At 61.8% G+C, this 22,765-nt stretch carries 14 protein-coding genes; 11 read left to right on the forward strand and 3 right to left on the reverse strand.

Going from position 1 to position 22,765, the window contains the following annotated elements:
- Positions 1-344 precede the first annotated feature (344 nt).
- The 3 genes from I2D41_RS01205 to glmM all read left to right on the forward strand — a co-directional run bounded on the left by I2D41_RS01205 (position 345) and on the right by glmM (position 5,244).
- Positions 345-1,367 (forward strand): DMT family transporter, encoded by a 1,023-nt coding sequence (locus I2D41_RS01205; protein ID WP_195363271.1) that lies wholly within the window; start codon positions 345-347, stop codon positions 1,365-1,367.
- A 149-nt stretch (positions 1,368-1,516) separates the two neighbouring features.
- Positions 1,517-3,829, forward strand: coding sequence for a DUF4012 domain-containing protein (locus tag I2D41_RS01210; protein ID WP_195363272.1), 2,313 nt, complete (start codon positions 1,517-1,519; stop codon positions 3,827-3,829).
- Between the two features lie 83 nt (positions 3,830-3,912).
- The gene (gene glmM, locus I2D41_RS01215; RefSeq protein ID WP_195363273.1) at positions 3,913-5,244 is read left to right on the forward strand and encodes a phosphoglucosamine mutase; all 1,332 of its coding nucleotides are present in this window, start codon (positions 3,913-3,915) and stop codon (positions 5,242-5,244) included.
- Positions 5,245-5,377: 133 nt separating this feature from the next.
- Here the strand turns inward: glmM and I2D41_RS01220 are convergent, their stop codons facing one another.
- Positions 5,378-6,952, reverse strand: a complete 1,575-nt coding sequence (locus tag I2D41_RS01220; RefSeq protein ID WP_195363274.1) for a carboxypeptidase M32 — start codon at positions 6,950-6,952, stop codon at positions 5,378-5,380.
- Positions 6,953-7,456: 504 nt separating this feature from the next.
- On the opposite strand from I2D41_RS01220, the gene pheS reads away from it, so the two are divergent.
- The 6 genes from pheS to I2D41_RS01250 all read left to right on the forward strand — a co-directional run bounded on the left by pheS (position 7,457) and on the right by I2D41_RS01250 (position 15,061).
- Positions 7,457-8,533 (forward strand): phenylalanine--tRNA ligase subunit alpha, encoded by a 1,077-nt coding sequence (gene pheS, locus I2D41_RS01225; RefSeq protein ID WP_195363275.1) that lies wholly within the window; start codon positions 7,457-7,459, stop codon positions 8,531-8,533.
- A 184-nt stretch (positions 8,534-8,717) separates the two neighbouring features.
- Positions 8,718-11,171, forward strand: a complete 2,454-nt coding sequence (gene pheT / locus I2D41_RS01230; RefSeq protein WP_195363276.1) for a phenylalanine--tRNA ligase subunit beta — start codon at positions 8,718-8,720, stop codon at positions 11,169-11,171.
- Positions 11,172-11,418: 247 nt separating this feature from the next.
- A complete protein-coding gene (gene cbiM / locus I2D41_RS01235) occupies positions 11,419-12,501 on the forward strand; it encodes a cobalt transporter CbiM (protein WP_195363277.1) in 1,083 nt (360 codons plus the stop codon).
- Positions 12,479-13,315, forward strand: a complete 837-nt coding sequence (locus tag I2D41_RS01240) for an energy-coupling factor transporter transmembrane component T family protein (RefSeq protein ID WP_195363278.1) — start codon at positions 12,479-12,481, stop codon at positions 13,313-13,315. The genes cbiM and I2D41_RS01240 overlap by 23 nt, the downstream gene beginning before the upstream one ends.
- Positions 13,316-13,361: 46 nt before the next feature.
- Entirely contained in the window at positions 13,362-14,132 is a 771-nt protein-coding gene (locus I2D41_RS01245; protein WP_229042034.1) for an energy-coupling factor ABC transporter ATP-binding protein, read from the forward strand.
- An 80-nt stretch (positions 14,133-14,212) separates the two neighbouring features.
- The gene (locus I2D41_RS01250) at positions 14,213-15,061 is read left to right on the forward strand and encodes a hypothetical protein (RefSeq protein ID WP_229042035.1); all 849 of its coding nucleotides are present in this window, start codon (positions 14,213-14,215) and stop codon (positions 15,059-15,061) included.
- Here I2D41_RS01250 and I2D41_RS01255 read toward each other — a convergent pair.
- Together I2D41_RS01255 and pyk are read right to left on the reverse strand one after the other, a co-directional pair.
- Positions 15,058-16,131, reverse strand: coding sequence for a hypothetical protein (locus tag I2D41_RS01255; RefSeq protein ID WP_195363280.1), 1,074 nt, complete (start codon positions 16,129-16,131; stop codon positions 15,058-15,060). The genes I2D41_RS01250 and I2D41_RS01255 overlap by 4 nt on opposite strands.
- Before the next feature lie 426 nt (positions 16,132-16,557).
- On the reverse strand, positions 16,558-18,018 hold the full coding sequence (gene pyk / locus I2D41_RS01260; RefSeq protein ID WP_195363281.1) for a pyruvate kinase: 1,461 nt from the start codon (positions 18,016-18,018) through the stop codon (positions 16,558-16,560).
- 442 nt (positions 18,019-18,460) lie between these two features.
- Here pyk and I2D41_RS01265 point away from each other — a divergent pair, with 442 nt between their 5' ends.
- Both I2D41_RS01265 and rsgA read left to right on the forward strand, forming a co-directional pair.
- Positions 18,461-21,142 (forward strand): cation-translocating P-type ATPase, encoded by a 2,682-nt coding sequence (locus tag I2D41_RS01265; RefSeq protein WP_195363282.1) that lies wholly within the window; start codon positions 18,461-18,463, stop codon positions 21,140-21,142.
- Positions 21,143-21,613: 471 nt separating this feature from the next.
- The gene (rsgA, locus tag I2D41_RS01270) at positions 21,614-22,567 is read left to right on the forward strand and encodes a ribosome small subunit-dependent GTPase A (protein ID WP_195363290.1); all 954 of its coding nucleotides are present in this window, start codon (positions 21,614-21,616) and stop codon (positions 22,565-22,567) included.
- Positions 22,568-22,765: the final 198 nt, after the last annotated feature.

The raw sequence follows: 22,765 nt of genomic DNA on the forward strand, positions 1-22,765 counted from the left end.
GAACTTCTGACCTCTTCCGTGTCAGGGAAGCGCTCTCCCCCTGAGCTAAACGCCCGATCAAGGGTGCGCAAGCGCGCAAGGGATAATATAACGGAGCCTGAACTCGGTGGCAAGAACATTTTTAAAAATCGCTTACATTGTGGAATTCGGGGGCTTTGTCATATCCATTTCAAAAGAGCCTGCTGCCGCGATTTGGCTGTTGCATAATGCAAGCCCATTGCGGTATCGAGCTATGGAAAGACGTCTGCGGAATTGTCCTACCGATAAACGGACAAGCCTCCAGCTGGTGCCTTTGCCGTGGTAAGGTAAGCCGAATTGCTTCCAGACTGTTTCGGGGGAGTGGAATGAGCAAAGAGCGTGTCGAGCAGGTCGAAGGCGCAGGGGCTTCGGTGCCGATGACCGATATATCGAACATTGATGTGCCCGAGGGCACTGACGAGCTCAGCCGCAGTACCCGCCGTGCATGGCGCGACCGCCTGAACAGTGCGTCGACGCGCAAGATGATTACGGGCGTTCTGGCCACGCTGGTGGGTGGTTCGTTTTGGGGTTTTTCGGGTACCAGCGCGAGCTTCCTGTTCGATACCTATCACGTTGATACCCTGTGGCTTATGAGTGTGCGCCAGATTCTCGCCGGTCTGCTCTTTATGGCCGTGGTGGTCACGCGCGATCGCGAGCGTCTGGTTAAACTCTGGACCACGCCCGCCGACCGCAGACAACTGCTGCTTTTTACCGCTTTTGGCCTGCTGTTCAACCAGTTCTGCTATCTTTCGGCCGTGCGCCTGACGAACGCCGGAACCGCGACGGTGCTCCAGTGCCTGCAGCTCGTTATCATCATGGGCTACACCTGCGTAACCGATCGCCGCATGCCGCGTACTCGCGAAGTCATCGGCATTGGCTTGGCTCTGGGCGGAACCTTTTTAATCTCCACCGGCGGCGACCCCACCAGCCTGAATATCTCGCCGCTTGGCCTGGCAGCAGGTCTTATGTGTGCGGTCAGCGCCGCGTGTATGGCGGTGATTCCCGCCAAGATCCTGCCCGAATACGGCAGCCCCATCGTCACGGGTTCGGCAATGCTTACGGCGGGCGTGGTCTCATGTGCCTTCGTGCAGCCCTGGGCGCATATGCCGGCGCTCGACGCTGCCGGCATCGAGGCGCTCGCGGTGTTCGTGGTTATCGGCTCGTTTTTTGCTTACATGCTTTATATGCAGGGCGTTAAGGACATCGGCTCAGTGCGCGCGAGCCTCATCGGAACTGTGGAGCCGGTTTCGGCGACCATCACCAGCGCCGTTATGCTGGGGACGGTGTTTTTGCCGACCGACCTTATCGGCTTTGCCATGATCATCGTGATGATGTTCCTCACGGTGTAGCTGGCGCTTCCGCCAAGACAGAAAAGGTGTTGTGCCGCATTTTCGCCAATTGATGTCCGTGTCTGGAGTTTAGCTGTCGATGCTCAAAATGCCATAAACTAGTAACGTTATGGACTTTTTCATTGCGACTCAATTGCGAGGATTTCTTTATGGCTGGTAATCACTTTAAGGGCAGCGATAGCGGCCGTCCTGCAGTTCCGCCGCGTCCGAACGGGGCTGGTAAGGCCGGCACGCCGGGCGGCGCTGGACAGGGCGGTTCCGGTAAGCGCGTGTCCCCGGGCGAGACGGCGATGTTTACCGCTCTGTACGAGCAGTCACAAAAGGCAAAAAAGACCGGCCGTGCAAGAGGGAATGTCTTTGCGGGCGGTGCAACCTCCACGTCGCAGCCGAGTGGGGCTCCTTCGGTACCCGCGAACAACGCAGGTGCTGCCAACGCCGCGAATGCCGCCGGCAACGTTAATGCCGGCAAGGCCGACAACAATACTCCCTCTGCTGGTGGCGCGGGGCTTACGGGTAACCTTGGCACGATCTACACCGGCGCCTCCGAGACTGGCACGTTCGCCCGCCTGGATGATAGCGGTGCCGAGTTTGCGGGCTCGGGTTCCAAGGAAGATTATTACGATTTTGGCTTGAACTACGGTAGCGACGCTTCGTCGAGTTCGACCTCTGACGGCCTGGTCCGTCATCGCCATCGCAAGGACGAGCGCAAAAAGCGTCACACCGGCGCCATTATTGCCGCTGTAGTCGCGGTGCTTCTCGTTGCGCTTGGCGCAAGCGGCTTCATGCTGCTTAACTCGGCAAAGACCGTAAAGAGCGAAGCGAAGGAGGCTGTCGAGATCGTCGGTGGCCTTAAGGACAAGGTCACGTCGGGCGATTTTTCGACGCTGCCTGACGACGCGAAGAAGATCGATGAGCTCTGCAACAGCATGAAGGCGGAGACCTCGAGCCCGCTGTGGACGGCGGCTTCGTTTATCCCGGTGTATGGCAGCGACATCAACGCAGCCCGCGCCATGATTGATGCCCTGTCCGATGTCTCGAGCAACGCGCTGGTTCCCATGGCCGATAACCTCTCGCAGGCCACGCCCGGCAAGCTGTTCCAGGACGGCATGATTAACGTGTCCGCGCTACAGGCGGTCGCCGATTCGCTTTCCAGCAGCTCGAAGGTGTTCAAGAGCGCCAACGAGAAGGTCCAGGGCATTGGCGATACTCATATTTCCCAGGTGACCGAGCTGGTCGATAAGGCCAAGGACGGCTTTGCCACCCTCAACGGCGCGGTTGACGCGGCGGAAAAGGTCGCCCCCGTCCTTCCCCAGATGCTCGGCGCCAACGGCCAGACGCGCAACTACCTTGTGTACGCCATGAACAACGTCGAGATTCGTGCTTGCGGCGGCTTTGGCGGTTCGCAGGGCCTGATTTCGGTCACTGACGGCCAGATGTCGATTGGCGAGTTTGTTCCCCGCATTGGACTCAGTGAGGATGAGGCAGTCGAGAGCGTCGACGAAGAGGATGAGGCGCTGTTCGGCAACCACAGTAACCTGTACAACTCGGGCAATACCTATTCGCCTGATTGGCCCCGCAACTCGCAGCGTGTCGCCGCGCTGTGGAAGTCCCAGTATGGACAGGACGTTGATGGCGTCATCGGTATCGACCCGGTGTTCCTGCAGTATCTGCTGGGCCTGGTCGGTAATGTCTCGCTGCCCGACGGAACGGTTGTCGACGGCACCAACGCCGCAAAGGTCCTCATGCACGATGTGTACTGGAACTATCCGGTCGAGGAGTCGGACGGCATCTTTGCATCCGTCGCCAGCGCTGCCTTCGACAAGATTCTTGGCGGTATCGGCGATGTCGATGTTACGAAGCTCGTCAGCGCCGTTGAGCGTGGTGCCGAAGAGGGCCGCCTGATCGCGTGGATGAAAAACGACGACGAGCAGAACGCTATCAAGGAAATGAACATCGACGCCTCGCTGCCCGATCCGGACGACCCGAGCGAGGATCCCGTTGCCGGTGTCTACTTTAACAACCTGAGCTTCTCCAAGCTCGATTGGTACCTCAACGCCGATACGCAGATTGGCCAGGGCGTCAAGAATGGCGACGGCACGTGCTCCTATCGCATCACCGTCACCCTGACGAACATCATGACGCAGGAAGAGGCCGGCAAGCTGCCCGACTACGTTGCGGCGAGCGCACCCGATGCCGCGCGTGATGACGAGCGCCTGAATGTCTCGCTGTTCGCCCCGACGGGTGGCAACATTTCGGACCTTACCGTCGAGGGCACCCAGTTTGGGCTTGGCGCTGCCACGTGGCATGGCATTCCCTTCTATTCGGGAACCGTTGACCTGCATGCGGGCGAGACGACGACGATCACCTATACGCTGACCACGTCGGCCGAGGCGGGGGATAAGCCGCTTACGCTGCGCCAGACCCCCACGTGCCAGGCGGCTCGCGACAGCGCGTCGGCGTAGGGTTTTTCTGGTAGTCCAGATAATCGAGTACCATTTTGGGGCGGACAGATAATCTGTTCGCCCCATTTTTATAAGGAGAGCGCATGAAGTACTTTGGCACCGACGGCTTTCGCGGTGAGGCCAACGTTGGGCTGACGGTGGAGCACGCCTATAAGATCGGCCGTTTTGTGGGTTGGTATTACGGCGCCAATCGCAGTGCTAAGGCGCGCGTGATCGTGGGCAAGGACACGCGTCGTTCGAGCTATATGTTCGAGGCGGCGCTGGTGAGCGGCTTGGTCGCGAGCGGCGCGGACGCCTACATGCTGCACGTAATCCCGACGCCGGGCGTGGCGCATCAGACGGTCGAGGGCTGCTTCGACTGCGGCATCATGATCAGCGCGAGCCACAACCCGTTTTGCGATAACGGCATCAAGCTCGTCAACAGCGACGGCTTTAAGATGGACGAGGACGTGCTGGAGCTCATCGAGGACTACATCGATGGTAAGAGCGAGGTGCCGCTGGCCACGGGCAACCACATCGGCGCCACGGTGGACTACATGCAGGGCCGCAACCGCTACATCGCCTCGCTCATTGCAAGCGCCAACTTTTCGTTGCAGGGTGTCAAGATCGGCCTGGACTGCGCCAACGGCTCGGCGTCCTCGGTGGCCAAGCCGGTGTTTGACGCGCTGGGCGCCGACGTGCGCGTGATCAACGCCGCGCCCGATGGTTTTAACATCAACGTCGACTGCGGCTCCACGCATATGGAGCGTCTGCAGCGCCATGTGGTGGAGCAGGGCCTGGACGTGGGCTTTGCCTACGACGGCGATGCCGACCGCTGCCTGGCCGTGGATGAGCGCGGTCGCGTGGTAGACGGCGACCAGATCCTGTACGTGTGCGGCGTGTATCTGAACAAGCACGGGCGACTCTCGGGCGGTACCGTGGTGCCGACGATTGCCAGCAACTTTGGCCTGGTCAAGTCGCTGGAGCTTGCCGGCCTGAGCGCCGTGACCAGCGGCGTGGGCGACCGTCACGTGTATGCCAAGATGCGAGAGGGCGGCTACAGCCTGGGTGGCGAGCAGACGGGCCATACGATCTTTGGCGATATCGAGCGCACGGGCGACGGCATTATGACCTCACTGCGCGTGATGGAAGTGATTCGTGCCGAGCGCGAGACGCTCTCGCAGCTCACGGCTCCGTGCAAGCTGCTGCCGCAGGCGCAGGTGGCCGTGCGCGTGGCCGATAAGGATGCCGCGCTGGATAGCATGGGCGTGCAGAACGCCATCGCCGAGGCCGAGGCATCGCTGGCGGGCGAGGGCCGCGTGCTCGTGCGCAAGAGCGGAACCGAGTCGGTGATCCGCGTGCTGGCAGAGGCACCCGACCAAGCAGCCGCTGACGCCGCCATGAAGCGCATCGCGGGTGCCTTGGAGGCCTTGTAGTTACGCGGTTTTACCAAACCGCGTAACGGCTCGACGGTGCCAAAACATTGACGTTAACGGACTAGGTGGAGAAAGGGGGCGCCGCGGATTGGTTCTGCGGCGCCCCCCTTTGCGTTGGTGTGTCGGTTATGTCCTACAGCTCGTAGAGCGTGGTGAACTTGTCCTGCAGGTAGCTGCAGTAGTAGCGGGCGTCGAACGTCATGCCGCAGGCGCCCTTGATGAGCTCCGGAGCGTCCTTGGCGCGGCCCCACTGCCAAATGTGCTCGCCCAGCCACGCGCGGACGGGTGCCAGGTCGCCGCTCGCGCAGGCGCCGGTAAGGTCGACGCCGTCGCGGCACATGGCTGGCACAAACATGGCGTCGTAGGCACTGCCCAGCGCATAGGTGGGGAAGTAACCAAACGAGCCGCCGCTCCAGTGCGTATCCTGCAGGCAGCCGCGCGTGTCGTCGGGAACCGGAATGCCCAGGTACTCGTCCATAAAGCGGTTCCAAAGCGCGGGGATATCCTTGGCCGTGGCCTCGCCGGCAAACAGCATGCGCTCGATCTCGTAGCGCACCATAACGTGCAGCGGATAGGTGAGCTCGTCGGCTTCGGTGCGGATCAGCGACGGCTGCGCAATGTTCACGGCGCGGTAGAGCGCGTCCTCGTCCACGTTGCCGTAGACCTCGGGCGCGTGACGGCGCAAGACCTCGAGCAGCGGGCCCATAAAGGCGCGGCTGCGAGCAACGGTGTTTTCGAAGAAGCGGCTCTGGCTCTCGTGGATGCCCATGGAGGTTCCGCCCTCAAGACAGGTGCGCGCGTAAGCGGGGTTCACGCCCAGCTCGTACATGGCGTGGCCGGCCTCGTGGATGATGCTGTAGACGTTGGAGATGCAATCGTCCTCGTGGATATGCGTGGCGATGCGCGCGTCGCCCACCGAGAAGCCCTCGCTAAACGGATGCTCGGTAAAGGCGAGCGTGGTGTTGTCCAGGTCCAGGCCCACAAGCTTCATCAGGTCAAAGCTCATGGCGCGCTGGGCAGCCTCGGGCACATGGGCGTGCAAAAAGTCGGCAGCGGGTTGCTGGCCGCGCTCACCGATGGCATGCACGAGCGGCACGACGGTGGCCTTGACCTCATCGCAAAACGCATCGAAGCTCTTGGCGGAAAGGCCGCGCTCGTACTGGTCAAGCCAAACATCGTATGGGTCGCGCTTGGGGTCCATGAGCTCGGCCTGATGCTTAAGCTGGCCGACGATTCTATCCACATAGGGCTCAAAGCTCGCCCAGTCATTGGCCGTCTTGGCCTTGTGCCACACGGCGTCGGCCTCGCAGGTGAGCCTGGTCCAGGCCTCGGCCTCCTCGGTGGGAATGACGCTCGCTTCGCGCTGGTCGCGGCCGAGTACGCGGATCTCGTCGAGCAGCTGCGGGTCGTCGATCTTGCCGCCGGCGACGGTTTCGCGTGCCAGCGAGCGCACAAGTTCGACAGACTTTTCGCTGGTCAGGAGCTTATGATGCTCGCCGGCAAGGGTGCCCATGGCGTCGGCGCGCGCTGCGGCGCCGTTGGCGGGGGCAATGGTCGCGCCGTCAAACTCGGCAATCTTGAGCAGGTACTCGCGGGTCCACAGCTTGCCCTCGAGCTTGCGGAATTTTTTGACGGCCTTATCGACCTTCATGCCTTTGGGCGTCTTGCCCGCTGCGGGCTCGGCCTTCTTATCGTGCTTCTTTCCCATACCGTATCCTTAATCTCGCAGGTCGCCCGTCGCATGCGGCGACGCGGCCAGTTTGCACAGCTACTTACCTTGTACCCAGCGCGAACAAAACGGAACGCGGCGATGCACACGCAGAATGTGTTATCCTATAGCCCAATGCGTTGACGGAGAGGGTTTTGCCCGCCGCGTCGCCGGCAAGAGAGGGAAGGTCATGGGCTGCAAGCCTTCCTGCGGTGACAAGGGCTAAGCGTTCACTCCCGAGCAGCAACCTCAACGGGCGCGCGGCCAGCGGCGGCGAAGCCCCAGTAGGGAAGCCGTGAGCCTCGCGACAAGGGGCAAAGAGTGGGCGCGGCGGGCCAGACATCCGCCGGGTCAAACAAGGTGGTACCGCGGAATTCAACCGTCCTTGGGCAATGCACATGCCCGAGGACGGTTTTTTGTTACCGAACCGGGCCGCGTTTTCGCAACGCCAGGCGGCGGCAGTCGTCCCGGCGAGTGGGGAGCGCGAGAGACGAAAGGGAAGACATGAGTCTGATTGATGATCTGGTCAAACTCGAGGAAGAGGCCAAGGAGCTCGTCGCAAGCGCCGATGACGCCGCCAAGCTCGAGGCTGCACGCGTTGAGCTGCTCGGTCGCAAGGGCCGCATCACCGGCCTGATGCGCATGATGGGCAAGCTCGCCCCCGAGGATCGTCCCGTGATGGGAAAGCGCGCCAACGAGATGCGCCAGCTGATCGAGGGCATGCTCGACGAGCGTACCACCGAGATGAAGGCCGCCGCCCTCAAGCACGCACTCGAGCACGAGGCCGTCGACATCACGCTGCCGGGTATCCGTCCGCAGATCGGTCACCAGCACCTGATCAAGCAGATCATCGAGGAGGCCGAGGACATCTTCTGCGGCATCGGCTACACCGTCGAGTCCGGCCCCATGGTCGACACCTCCTACTACAACTTCACCGCGCTCAACGCCCCCATGGATCACCCGAGCCGCTCGGCCCGCGATACCTTCTACGTGGTCGATAACAACCCCGGCAGCGTCGCGCACCCCGAGGCTCACGCCCACGGCGAGTCCGACGTGCTGCTGCGCACCCAGACCTCGGGCGTGCAGATCCACACCATGGAGTCGCAAAAGCCGCCCATCTACATGATCTGCCCGGGCACCGTCTACCGTCCCGACACGGCCGACGCCTGCCACCTGCCGCAGTTCAACCAGATCGAGGGCCTGGTCGTCGACGAGGGCATCACCTTTGGCGACCTTAAGGGCACGCTCGACTACTTTGTTAAGTGCATGTTTGGCGAGGACCGCAAGACGCGCTATCGCCCGCACTTCTTCCCCTTCACCGAGCCCAGCTGCGAGGTGGACGTGAGCTGCCACGTGTGCGGCGGCAAGGGCTGCAACTTCTGCAAGCACAGCGGCTGGATTGAGATCCTGGGCTGCGGCATGGTCGACCCCAACGTCCTGATTAACTGCGGCATCGACCCCGAGAAGTACACCGGCTTCGCCTTTGGCATTGGCGCCGAGCGCGTCGCGGCCCTGCGCTACGACTTGCCGGACCTTAGAACGCTCATGACGGGCGATATGCGTTTTCTGAATCAGTTCTAGGCTGCGGCTTGCCCAAGCACGGCACCTCGGCGCTCATTCGTCGCTTGCGTACCAAAGTACGCGGCGCTCCTCTTTCGGGCCGATCTGCCGCACTTGGACAACCCTCGCTTTGTAAGGAATGTTCACAAAGTTGAAGTTTCCACCTGCATCTCTTCGCAGGCTTTCAGTATGAAAGGAGAGCTAGATGCGTGTTTCTTACGACTGGCTCAAGACCATGATCGATATTCCGGAGGATCCCAAGACCCTTTCGGACGAATATATCCGTACCGGCACCGAGGTCGAGGCGATCGACACCGTGGGCGAGTCCTTCGACCACGTGGTGACTGCCAAGGTGCTCACCAAGACCCCGCACCCCGATAGCGACCATATGTATGTGTGCTCGGTCGACGTGGGCGACAAGAATCTCGACGCCGACGGCAACCCCGCTCCGCTGCAGATCGTCTGCGGCGCGCAGAACTTCGAGGCCGGCGACCACATCGTCACGGCCATGATTGGCGCTGTCCTGCCCGGCGACGTCAAGATCAAGAAGAGCAAGCTTCGCGGCGTCGTGTCCATGGGCATGAACTGCTCCGCGCGCGAGCTCGGCCTGGGCGGCGACCACTCCGGCATCATGATCCTGCCCGAGGACACGCCCTGCGGCATGCCGTTTGCCGAGTACGTGGGCTCGAGCGACACCGTGCTCGACTGCGAGATCACGCCCAACCGTCCCGACTGCCTGTCCATGATCGGCATGGCCCGCGAGACCGGCGCCATCTTCGACCGCGATTTCCACGTTGAGCTGCCCGCCATCAAGGCCGAGACCGGCCGCGCGACCGACGACGAGCTTTCGGTCGAGATCGCCGACGAGGGCCTGTGCGACCGCTACGTCGCCCGCATCGTGCGCAACGTCAAGGTCGGTCCGTCGCCCGACTGGATGGTCAAGCGCCTCAACGCCCTGGGCGTGCGCCCGCACAACAACATCGTCGACATCACCAACTACGTGATGATGCTCACCGGTCAGCCGCTGCATGCCTTTGACCTGGATACCTTTGCCGAACGCGATGGCCATCGCCGCGTGGTGGTTCGCGCCGCCCAACAGGACGAGAAGTTCACGACCCTCGACGGCGAGGAGCGCACGCTCGACGCCGGCATGGGCCTCATCACCGACGGCGAGCGTCCCGTGGCGCTGGCCGGCGTTATGGGCGGCATGGATTCCGAGATCGAGGATGACACCGTCGACGTGATGGTCGAGAGTGCCTGCTTCAACGCCGGTCGCACCTCGCACACCAGCCGCGATCTGTCGCTGATCTCCGACGCCTCCATCCGTTTTGAGCGCCAGGTCGATGAGACCGGCTGCGTGGATGTCGCCAACGTTACCTGCGCGCTGATCGAGGAGATCGCCGGCGGCGAGGTCGCTCCCGGCTACGTCGACGTGTTCCGCGCGCCCAAGACCATCGACAGCATCAAGCTGCGCCTGGCCCGCGTGCACGCCATTAGCGGTGCCGACATCGAGCCCGAGTTTATCGAGCGTTCGCTCACTCGCCTGGGCTGCACCGTCGAGCGCGACGGCGAGGACTTTATGGTCACCCCGCCGAGCTTCCGCCCCGACCTGCCGCGCGAGATCGATCTGATCGAGGAGGTCCTGCGCCTGTGGGGCATGGGCCGCGTGACGGCGACCATCCCGGCTGCCAAGAACCACATCGGCGGCCTGACCCGCGAGCAGAAGCTCACCCGCAAGGTCGGCGAGATCCTGCGCGCCTGCGGCCTCAATGAGACCACGACTTTTGGCTTTGCCGCTCCGGGCGACCTGGAGAAGATCGGCATGTCCACCGAGGGCCGCGGCTGCCCCGTGGTGCTCATGAATCCGCTGGTAGCCGAGCAGACCGAGATGCGTCGCTCGCTGCTGCCGGGCCTGCTGCAATCCGTGGCCTATAACGAGGCCCACGGCACGCCCAACGTGCACCTGTACGAGGTCGGCAGCCTGTTCCACGGTCGTGAGAACGCCAGCCTGCCCAAGGAGACCAAGTCCGTGGCGGGCGTGCTCTCGGGTCAGTGGAGCGAGCAGTCTTGGAACATGAAGTACCGCAAGCTGCGTTTCTTCTTTGGCAAGGGCATTGTCGAGGAGCTGCTCGCCCAGCTGCGCATCGAGAAGGTTCGCTTCCGTCCCGTCGAGGGCGAGGGCTATGCCTTCCTGCAGCCGGGTCGCGCCGCTGAGGTTCTGTCCGGCGGCACCGTGCTGGGCTGGGTCGGCGAGATTCACCCCGAGGCGCGCGAAGCCATGGGCATCGATGAGGTCGTCGTTGCCTTTGAGCTCGATCTGGACAAGCTGATCAAGGGCGCCCGCAACCAGGAGAACTACCGCGAGTTCTCGCAGTATCCGGCTGTTGAGCACGATCTGGCTATCGTGGTCGATAACTCCGTGACCTGCGAGGATCTTGAGCGCCGCATTACCAGCGCCGGCGGCAAGCTGCTCGAGGGCGTGCGTCTGTTCGACGTCTATCGCGATCCGGTCCGCGTGGGCGTGGGCAAAAAGTCCATGGCCTTCGCGCTTACGTATCGCTCCGACGACCACACGCTCACCAGCGAAGAGGTCGAGAAGGCGCACCAGAAGATCGTCACCAAGGTGTGCGAGGGCGTAAACGGCGAGGTCCGCGGCTAGGATTTGCGCTGGGAGCACAGGACCCCTCGGCAGTTGCTGTGGGGCCTGCGTGACCGCGGTCTTCGGAAAAGGCACCGTCGAACCTGCAAATATGACACGTGCATTACATAACGGCGTGCTGCTTTGTCGGCAGCGCGCCGTTTTGCTATGATAGCCCGCGGCGTGTTACGAATCCGACAATACGTAACACTGGCAAGGTAATTCAGACGGCGTTGCAATTCCGTGCGCCGACAACCGGGAGGCGTACATGCACATTCCAGATAACTATCTGTCCCCGCAAACCGATGCCGTCATGGCGGTGGCGATGGTGCCTGTTTGGGTCCACTGCATCAAGAAGGTGCGCGCCACGCTCGATCGCGAGCACATGGCGTTCCTGGGCATTTGTGCCGCATTCTCCTTTTTGCTCATGATGTTCAACGTGCCGCTGCCCGGCGGCACCACTGGTCACGCTGTTGGCGGCGCGCTCATCGCGCTGCTGCTGGGCCCCGAGGCTGCTGCCATTGCAGTTTCGGTTGCACTTGCGCTGCAGGCGCTGCTGTTTGGCGACGGCGGCGTTCTGTCCTTTGGCGCCAACTGCTTTAACATGGCCTTTGTGCTGCCGTTTGTCGCTGCTATCGTGTTCCGTGCGCTCAACAGCCGTCTGCACGACAAGAGCTGGGGCACCTCGGTTTCTGCCATCGTGAGCGGTTGGGTCGGTCTGTGCCTGGCGGCCCTGTGCGCGGCGATCGAGTTTGGCATTCAGCCGATGCTCTTCACCAACGCCTCGGGCGCGCCGCTGTACTGCCCCTTCCCGCTGTCCGTGGCTATTCCGGCTATGTTGATCCCGCATATGCTGGTTGCCGGCGTGATCGAGGGCGTGGCAACGGCCGCCATCTACGGTTTCATTAAGAAGACGGCGCCGGGCATTATCGTCGGCCCCGAAGCCGCCGATGGCCAGCTTGCCGCCGATGGTACCGCCAAGAAGACTTCCCTGATCCCCACGCTCATTCTGGTCGCCGTGCTTGTCGTGGCTACGCCGCTCGGCTTGCTTGCCACCGGTGACGCTTGGGGTGAGTGGGACGCCGAGGGCGCCGCGACCGCTGTTCAGGAGGCTGGCGACGACAGCCTGCAGGCTTCGGTCGGCCTCGATACCCCGACCTTTGCCGACGCTCTGCCCACGGGTGATTACCTGCAGGCCTATTCCGAGGAACAGGGCCTTGGCTTTGCCGGCCAGGCCGCGATGTATATTCTTTCGGGCGTGATTGGCGTGGCGGTGCTCACCATCGCATTCCGTCTGATCTCGCTGACGGTCAAGGAAAGCGGTGCTCATGGCAATAGCCGAGCTGCCTAGCTGGCTTGCGGTCGAGCAGCGTTACGAGCCCGCGGGGGCTCGGCATCGTGTGATGCAAAAGAATGTCCTGCACCTGGCGAGCCTGCTTGAGCGGGTCCGCCTGGGCGGTGGCGCACACAAGGGCGGGTCGATAATCGACCGCGCCCTTTCTTGCGTTTCGGCTCCGGTGCGCCTGGTGGGGATGTTCGTCTGCGTCCTGTGCGTGTGTCTGACGCAGAGTCCGCTGTACCTGATGCTGATGGCGGCTATCGCGTTGGTGCTGGTCGCGGTGCGCCCCGCGCGCGGGCTGCGTGCGACCTTTGTGCCGGCGCTTGGCGCTGCGGGGCTCGCGGTGGTTCTGGCACTGCCTGCCCTGCTGCTGGGTGCTTCCGCTACGGGCGCCATGCTCAAGATTGCGCTCAAGACGTTTATTAATGTGTCGCTGGTGCTGGGTGTTTCGTGGACGCTCACCTGGAGCCGCATGTCGGCGGCGCTCAAAATGCTGCACCTGCCCGACGAGGTCATCTTTACCTTCGATATGGCGCTCAAGCATATCGAGGTGCTGGGACGCACGGCGCACGATCTGTGCGAATCGGTCATGCTGCGCAGCGTCGGTTCTGCGCCTGCGGGTTTTTCGCGCACCGACTCGCTGGCGGGTATCATGGGCATGACGTTTATCAAGGCGATGGAATGCAGCCGCGCGATGGACGAGGCTATGCTTTGCCGCGGCTTTGCCGGTGTGTATCCGGCGCCCGCGCGCGCCGGGTTTGGCTGGCGCGATGCGGTCTATGCGGCCGGCGTGGCGCTGCTGGCAGTGTTGTGCGCCGTGCTGTAGGCGCTGCTGGTTTCGACTGGGGATGCAAATGGGGAAGGGCGACGTTTTGACGATCGATATGAATAGTGCGGCGGGCACGAACGGTGCGGGCGGCGCCGAGGTCGCGCCGCTCATCGAGCTGCGCGACGTGGTGTTCTCCTATACGGGTCATACGGTGGTCGACGGCGTATCGCTGCAGGTGGACCGCGGGGAGCTCGTTGCGCTGCTCGGCCCCAACGGCTGCGGCAAGACCACGATCATGAGGCTCATCAATGGCCTTGAGCTCGCGGATGCTGGCACGTATCTGTTTGATGGACGCGTGGTTGACGCAGCGTATCTCAAGGATTCCGCGGCCGCTCAGCGTTTTCATCAGCGCGTAGGTTTTGTGTTTCAAAATGCTGATGCTCAGCTGTTCTGCGCTACGGTGGGCGAGGAAGTTGCTTTTGGTCCGGCTCAAATGGGGCTGCCAGCGGGCGAGCTCGACCGTCGCGTGCGCGATGCCCTGGAGCTGTTTCAAGTTGCCGACCTGGTCGATGCTTCGCCCTATCAGCTTTCGGGCGGGCAAAAGAAGCGCGTTGCGCTGGCTGCGGTGGTGTCGATGAACCCGGATATCTTGGTCCTCGACGAGCCTACCAATGGGCTCGACGAGGATTCATGCGACATTGTGGTCAACTTCTTGCTGGCCTACGTCGCGGCGGGTAAGACGGTCTTGATGAGCACACATCACCAGGATTTGGTGCGACGCCTGGGTGCCCGTGCAATCTATATCGATCGATATCACCATGTGATCGAGGCGCCTTCGCCGTCGTATGGAACCGAAAGCGGTGCTACGGACTAGTTGCTGCGTAGAGCGTGCGTAGCCGCCCGCGCGGCTTTGCCGTGATGGTATAGTTATCCAGGTTTTTTATGGGGGTGGCTATGCCAAGCTGGAACATTCATATCGCTCAGACGGAGCGTTTGCTGGAGCGCACCGGTGCGCTTGCCAATAGCGTGCGCGACCGCAATGCCTTTTTGTTTGGCTGCGTGGTTCCGGATATCTTCGTGGGCTATATGGTCCCTGGCATCGCCGATCCCATCCCGTACCGCATTACGCACTTTGCAAAGCCCGAGCCTATCCCTAAGCCTCGTGAGCATGAGTTCTGGGATACCCATGTGGCACCGCTGCTCAAAGGGGCGCCTGTTGGTACGCCGGCTGCCGCGACCTCGATTGTCGAGGAGCGCGAGCGACTCAATCGGGTACATTATCCCCAACGCTACAAGGATGCCGAGCCGGTTGCCGGTCCCGGTGCTAGCGAGCTTTCGCTCGCGCCCGATGACGTGGCGCAGTCGTTGCTCGATTTGACACTGGGTGTCTGGTCGCATCTGGTGGCCGATACCGTATGGAATACGCGCGTGAATCAGTACCTGGAGGCGCACGGCGGCAAGCCGTGCGAGGAGTTCCGCATTAAAAAGCAAGGCGACTTTGACTGGTTTGGCAAGACGCTCGGCATTGTTTCCATCCCGCGTGCGACCGATCGCCTGTATACCGCTGCGGCACGTTTTGGGCAGTATCCCATCCATAAAGAATATGTGCTCAAGACCATTGGCGTTATGCACGAGATCGTGCGCGAAAACCCCGGTGAGCCCGATCATCCGCCGTATCGCCTGCTAACCGAGGAGTTTTTCGATGCGACGTTTACCGAGGTCATCGAGCTGACCGAGGCGGGTTTTGCCGCCCGTGTCGAATCGCCCGATGTGCCTGCGCTGCCCCTGATTGCTAGCTGCTAGCTGGCCGGCCCGGCAGTGAATAGCTCAACCCAATCGACAAGTAGCTCTTGCCGTAAGGTATCTTCGGCAATGCGTTCCTGTTTGGTCTTTGGGATGTGGGGAAGCCCGGCCTTTTTATGGATGAGCTCGGCTATGTGGTCGAAGCTCTTCTTCTCCTTGATCTGGTCATAGGTAATTTGGATGACGTCGTAGCCCATGCTTGTGAGTGCGGTGGCGCGCTCGGCATCGGAGAGGCTCGCGGCATCGCTGTCGTGGGCAGAGCGGCCTTGGCATTCCAGAATGACGCCCATGCTGTCGGTGGCGCTTTCGATGAGGATATCGGCGTAGCAGCAGGTTTTGTCATACAGCGAACGTGCGGCTTCACTGAGCGGGATGCGCGCGTTGTTGGCGATCTCGATGCCCTGGCCGCCCTCGTCGCGGGGGAGCGAGATAAGCATGGAGGTCTGTACTTCGAAGGGCGAGGCGGCCTGCCCCGTCATGTGCTCGGCCGCCCAGCGCAGTTGTTTGACGCCGCGCAGGCCTGCGGCTTGCTTGGCGAACGCGGCGATATCCGTTGCGGTAAGAAGCGGCGTGCGCTTCCACAAGTTGGTGTCATTGCCCTTGGTGTCGTTAACTCGCTCCCAGCCGCAGTTGGGTGGAATGAACTTAAGCGAAATAGCTTCATCGAGTTGTTGTTGCGTTCGCTCGCAGGGCTTAAACACTGCAAAGGAGCCGCACATCTCGTAGCACGCCATGAGTAACTGGTTGCGTGAGACCTGCGTGGCAAGGCTGAGCAGCGTGAACTCCGGTGACGTGACATCAAACCCATGTTCAGTCTGCCTAAACGACCCCGGAGGTGGTTCTTGGGTCAGGAGGTGCGATTTAAACAGGCTTCGCGACCCGGATTGTGCCCGAGTGAATACAAGCCTGTGAAGTGGTGCGTGAAGCAGGTCTTTTACAACTGCATGACTTCCGAGGCCACAACATCTGCGATCCATATTGCCAAGGCTAATGGCGGGGTAAAGGCCTAATACCTGCGGCGAGATGCGGTAGTAGTTAAAGGCGGATTGCCCACAAAGCGTCAGGTCCATAATGCCCTCCTGGCCGAAATCATCTCTTTGAAGCGAGTGATGCCAGCGTCAATCCGGAAGTATGCGGCAAAATCTGAACCCTATGAGCGGACCTGGCTTTTGAGGCTAGTTTATCAGGCATTATGTTGCGAAAAAACAGGGTGTGCTCGGAGGTTCCAGAATTTGCCGCATACTTCCGAAAACCAGGTCGATTTGGTTCTTGCTAAAACGATTTATCAGCCCTGTGTGAGGTGTGGGTTTGCCACCGGGCGAACACTTTTAGCGCTTGGGGCTTTATTTTTTGGGCCTCGGAGGGCGGATTTCGCGCTTTTGGTAATGAAATGGGTGCGTGCCATGTCGTGCGGTAGGCATCGGTGCACAGAAAAAGGGCCCGAAAGGCAATGCCTTCCGGGCCCTTTGCAATGCAAATTTGCTTGCAAGTACGATTTAGCGCACCTGAGCGACGTAAGCGACGTTGGTCGAGGAGACCTTATCCTCGAGCTGGACGCTCATGCGGGGATCGCCGGCGGTAGCGACGGTCAGATCGCCGGCCTCGACGTAGCCGAGCTCCTTAGCGGTCTCGATCGCCTTGACGATCGTGCCGTTGACGGTGCCCTGAGTAATCTCGGCTTGGTGCGGGATAACGCCCCAGTACATGATCATCTGCTGGACGGCCCACTCGTGGCGGGAGAACGCGCAGATCGGCATGTTGGGACGGAAGTGCGAGATCAGGCGGGCGGTACGACCGGTGGTCGTCGGCACGGTGATGCACTTGGCGCCAACGGTGGTGGCCATGTTCACAGCGGACATACCCACAACGTTGTTGACGACGCGGGTGCCGTGAGCGTCGGCCGGAACCTCGAGCGGAGCGTGGGCCGGGAGATACTTCTCGGTCTCGAGAGCAATGCTGGCCTGCATCTTAACGGCCTCGACCGGGTACTTACCGGCAGCGGACTCGCCAGAGAGCATAACGGCGTCGGTGCCGTCGTAGATGGCGTTAGCAACGTCGGCAACCTCGGCGCGCGTCGGGCGCGGGTTCTGCTGCATGGAGTCGAGCATCTGCGTAGCGGTGATAACGGGCTTGTAGGCCGCGTTGCACTTGGCGATGATCTCCTTCTGGATGTGCGGAACGAGCTCGGGCTTGATCTCGATGCCCAGGTCGCCACGGGCGACCATGATGCCGTCGGAAGCCTCGAGGATCTCGTCGAAGTTCTCGACGCCCAGGGCGCACTCGATCTTCGGGAAGATCGTCACGTGCTCGCCGCCGTTCTCGCGGCAAAGCTCGCGGATGCCGCGGACGGACTCGCCGTCACGGATGAAGGAAGCGGCGATGTAGTCGATGTTCTCGGTCAGGCCAAAGAGGATGTCCTGACGATCGCGCTCGGTGATGGCGGGCAGCGAGATGTTGACGTTGGGCATGTTGACGCCCTTGCGCTCGCCGATCAGGCCGTCGTTCTTGACGACGCAGGTCATGTCCTGGCCGTCGACGGACTCGACCTCGAGGGCAACCAGGCCGTCATCGATCAGGATAAGGGAGCCCTTCTCGACCTCGGAGGGCAGAGCCAGGTAGTCGAGGGAGATGTGCTCAGAGGTGCCGTGGAAATCCTCGGACGTGGGCTGAGCGGTGACGACGATCTTATCGCCGGTCTTGACGGCAACCTTCTTGCCATCGACCAGAAGGCCGGTGCGGACCTCGGGGCCCTTGGTGTCGAGCAGGATGCCGACGGGCATACCGAGCTCCTTGGAAATACGACGGACGCGCTCGATGCGACCGTGGTGCTCGTCGTAGGATCCGTGCGAGAAGTTAAAACGGGCGACGTTCATGCCCGCCTTGATCATCTCGCGGATGGTCTCGTCGCTATCGCAGGCGGGACCCATGGTGCATACAATCTTGGTGCGCTTGTACATTCAGACCTCCATCTGACATCGTCTTGCGCTGATAGATAAACCATAAGAAATAAAACTGAGATGATTATAACGAAATGACGACCGAATACCCTCAAAAATCGACCGTATGCCGAATTAGAAGTTCTTTTTTTGCGGTAAAAACGGTATATGAAAAATCTTTACCAACCGTTCTGACCGCTGCTATCTGGGCGATATTTCAGTTTGACGATGCGCCGAAGAAAAAACGTTTTATCAATGTTGAGCATCACACGGTCTGCATCGTTGCACTCGAGCCGTGTTTCCAATTGGAATGTTTTGGCTAGACGCGCCGCTTTGGGGTACCATAGCCCCACTATCAACTGCCGCTCAGCACGGCAGCCTTGATGAGCCCTTGCCCTTCTCCTGGGAATTATGATCGGGCATCAATCTGCTGAGTGGCCCGAATCCCAGGAGGGGACTCTATATGCAAAAGGAATACCTGTCCGCTGCGGCGGAGGTACTCAGCGACCAAGGTGTCGATGAGAACCTCGGCCTGAGCAACGACGAGGCGTCGTCGCGCCTCGCCAAGACAGGCCCTAACAAGCTCGAGGAAGCCGAGAAGACGCCGTTGTGGAAGCGCTTCTTTGAGCAGATGGCCGACCCCATGGTCATCATGCTGATCGTTGCCGCCGTCATCAGTGCACTCACGGGCATGGTCAAGGGCGAGGCGGACTTTGCCGATGTCGCCATCATCATGTTCGTCGTTATCGTCAACTCGGTGCTGGGCGTGGTCCAGGAGGCTAAAAGCGAGGAGGCCCTCGAAGCCCTGCAAGAGATGAGCGCGGCGCAGTCCAAGGTGCTGCGCGACGGCAAGCTCGTGCACCTGCCGAGCGCCGAGCTCGTGCCCGGCGATGTGATCATGCTCGAGGCGGGCGACTCCGTCCCGGCCGACTGCCGCGTGCTCGAGAGCGCCACGATGAAGATCGAAGAGGCTGCACTCACCGGCGAGTCCGTGCCTGTCGAGAAGCATGCCAACGTGATCGAGCTCGCCGCCGGCACCGACGACGTGCCGCTCGGCGACCGCAAGAACATGTGCTACATGGGCTCCACCGTGGTGTACGGCCGTGGCCGCGCCGTCGTAGTCGGTACCGGCATGAACACCGAGATGGGTAAGATCGCCGGCGCCCTGGCCGAGGCCAAGGAAGAGCTCACGCCGCTGCAGGTGAAGCTTGCCGAGCTCAGCCGCATCCTCACCATCATGGTTATCGTCATCTGCGTCGTCATCTTTGGCGTTGATATCATCCGCCACGGCGTGGGCAACGTTCTTACCGACCCGACCGCCCTGCTCGATACCTTTATGGTTGCCGTCTCGCTCGCCGTCGCTGCCATCCCCGAGGGCCTGGTCGCCGTCGTGACCATCGTGCTGTCGCTTGGCGTGACCAAGATGGCCAAGCGCCAGGCAATCATCCGCAAGCTCTCTGCCGTCGAGACCCTTGGCTGCACGCAGACCATCTGCTCAGACAAGACCGGTACCCTTACCCAGAACAAGATGACCGTCGTCAAGCACGAGCTCGCCGCACCTAAGGAGAAGTTCCTGGCCGGCATGGCTCTGTGCTCCGATGCCCAGTGGGACGAGGAGCTGGGCGAGGCCGTGGGCGAGCCGACTGAGTGCGCGCTCGTCAACGACGCCGGCAAGGCGGGCCTCACTGGCCTGACTGCCGAGCACCCGCGCGTGGGCGAGGCCCCGTTCGACTCGGGCCGCAAGATGATGTCCGTGGTCGTCGAGACCCTGGACGGCGAGTATGAGCAGTACACCAAGGGCGCGCCCGACGTGGTGATCGGCCTGTGCACCCACATCTACGAGGGCGATAAGGTCGTTCCGCTGACCGAGGAGCGTCGTGCCGAGCTCGTGGCCGCCAACAAGGCCATGGCCGACGAGGCCCTGCGCGTGCTGGCGCTGGCAAGCCGCACCTACACCGAGGTCCCGGCCGACTGCAGTCCCGCCGCGCTCGAGCATGACCTGGTCTTCTGCGGCCTGTCTGGCATGATTGACCCGGTTCGCCCCGAGGTCGCCGACGCCATCCGCGAGGCGCATGACGCCGGTATCCGCACCGTCATGATCACGGGCGACCACATCGACACCGCCGTGGCCATCGCCAAGCAGCTGGGCATCGTCACCGATCGCAGCCATGCCATCACCGGTGCCGATCTCGATCGCATGAGCGACGAGGAACTCGACGCGCACATCGAGGACTACGGCGTGTACGCCCGCGTCCAGCCCGAGCACAAGACACGCATCGTCGAGGCCTGGAAGTCGCGCGACCAGATCGTCGCCATGACCGGCGACGGCGTCAACGACGCCCCGTCCATCAAGCGCGCCGACATCGGCGTCGGTATGGGCATCACCGGCACCGACGTCACCAAGAACGTTGCCGACATGGTGCTTGCCGACGACAACTTCGCCACCATCATCGGTGCCTGCGAAGAGGGCCGTCGCATCTACGACAACATCCGCAAGGTCATCCAGTTCCTGCTTTCGGCCAACCTTGCTGAGGTGTTCTCGGTGTTTATCGCCACGCTCATTGGCTTTACCATCTTCCAGCCGGTGCAGCTGCTGTGGGTGAACCTGGTCACCGACTGCTTCCCCGCGCTCGCGCTGGGTATGGAGGATGCCGAGGGTGACATCATGAAGCGCAAGCCGCGCAACGCCAAGGACGGTGTCTTTGCCGGTCACATGGGCCTGGACTGCGTGGTCCAGGGTCTAATCATCACCGTGCTGGTGCTGGCGAGCTTCTTTGTGGGCGTGTACTTTGACATGGGCTACATCCACATCGCCGATATGATCGCCGGCAATGCCGACGAGGAAGGCGTGATGATGGCGTTCATCACGCTCAACATGGTCGAGATTTTCCACTGCTTCAATATGCGCAGCCGTCGTGCGTCGCTGTTCACCATGAAGAAGCAGAACAAGTGGCTGTGGGCTTCCGCCGCGCTGGCACTGGTGCTGACGGTGATCGTGACCGTGCAGCCGACGCTTGCCGAGATGTTCTTTGGCCCTGTGACGCTTGAGCTCAAGGGCGTTCTTGCCGCGCTGGGCCTGGCCTTCCTGATCATCCCGCTGATGGAGATCTACAAGGCGATCATGCGCGCGGTCGAGAAGGAGTAACGTACCTGTCCGGGCCCGCCCCACGCCCTTTCTCCCTCACTGGTCCTCGCGCTTCGCGCTGCGGGATCGTTCGGGAGAAAGGGCTTCCGGGGCGGGCCCTGCGGTATCCTTGCTGGCTTTTCTTCCGTGCGGATGAAAAGGGCTGAGGGAAAGTTTGTGAGCTGGTCGAGCTTTGCCCGGCCAGCTCTTTTTGATTTAAAATACCTGCTCAGTTGTGATTTATGGTGCTGGGAGGCGCTTGTGGGCAAGGCTAAGGCTAAAGCGAAGAAAAAGACGACGGGGGCGCGGGCTAAGCGCGATCGTCGTCGGAAGCTTGCGACCGAGGCCCCCGCGTCTGCCGAGGAGCTGCTGGCAAGCGTGCCGGGACTCGACGCGCTGCAGGACGTTCCGGCGTTTGATGACCTGCCGGTCGATGAAGCCCAGCAGACTGCCTTTGACGATTTTTGCGCACATGCCGAGGAACCCGAGCAGATGCAGCTTGGCGCCGTGGTGCGCTTGGATCGCGGGTTTCCGCTGGTGGCGACTGCCAACGATACCTTCCGCGCCGAGCATGCCGTGGGGTTTGCTAAGTCGCGCGGCGAGGACGAGGTCCTGCTGCCTGCCGTGGGCGACCGTGTGGCGGTGCGCCGCGCTCCCGGGCACGATATGGGCGTGATTGAGTGCGTTCTGCCGCGCCGTACGAGCTTTGAGCGTTGGCGCGGCCGTGCCCGCGGAGAGCGTCAGGTGCTCTGCTCCAACGTGGATAGCGTGCTAATCGTGCAGGCGCTCGGTGCCGGTGAGGTGCTGCTCGACCGCGTGGCGCGCTCGCTGGTGTTGGCGCTCGACTGCGATGCCGAGCCGGTGGTGGTACTCACCAAAGCTGATCGCTGCGATGCCGAGGAGCTCGAGCGCGATCTGGACCGCGTGCGCCGCCTGGTGGGTCCGGACGTGCGCGTGATCGTGACGTCCTCTGCCGAGGGCCGCGGCCTGGACGAGGTCCGTGCCTGCGTGCCTACCGGGAGCTGCGCCATGATTCTGGGCGAGTCGGGCGCCGGCAAGTCGACGCTGCTCAATGCGCTGCTGGGCCACGATACGTTGGCGACCGGCGGTGTGCGCGAACGCGACGACCAGGGCCGTCACACTACCGTCGCGCGCGTGATGGTGGCGCTGCCGGGCGACGCCGGCGTGATCGCCGATGCCCCGGGCCTGCGCAGTCTACCGCTCGTGGGTCACGAGCGGGGTCTGGCGCGCGCCTTCCCCGAGATTGTCGAGGCATCGCGCGCGTGCCGGTTTGGCGATTGCACGCATACCCATGAGCCGGGTTGCGCTGTTCGCGAGGCCGAGGACGCCGGGCAGATCGACAGCCTGCGTTTGGAAACGTTCCAAAACCTGGCGTCATCCATGCGCGTGAGTGCTCAAATGCTCGATCCCGATGTCCATCTGTAATTGATTTTTCCTATGACAGCCGTCTTCCAACTGTTCGGGAGACGGCTTTTTTGCTGCGGAAAAGCCTCGAAACATGCAGTTTGCTGACGTGCTGGCCAAAACCTTGCCACGAGCTTGACGGGCTGGTCAGCTTTTGGTCAGCGATTGGTTTGACATCGAAAACCAAGATCGCGATTGCGCCGCTTTGCGCTCTGACCG

Origin of the sequence: Collinsella aerofaciens, assembly GCF_015552075.1 — a bacterium.
Taxonomy (GTDB): Bacteria; Actinomycetota; Coriobacteriia; order Coriobacteriales; family Coriobacteriaceae; genus Collinsella; species Collinsella aerofaciens_Y.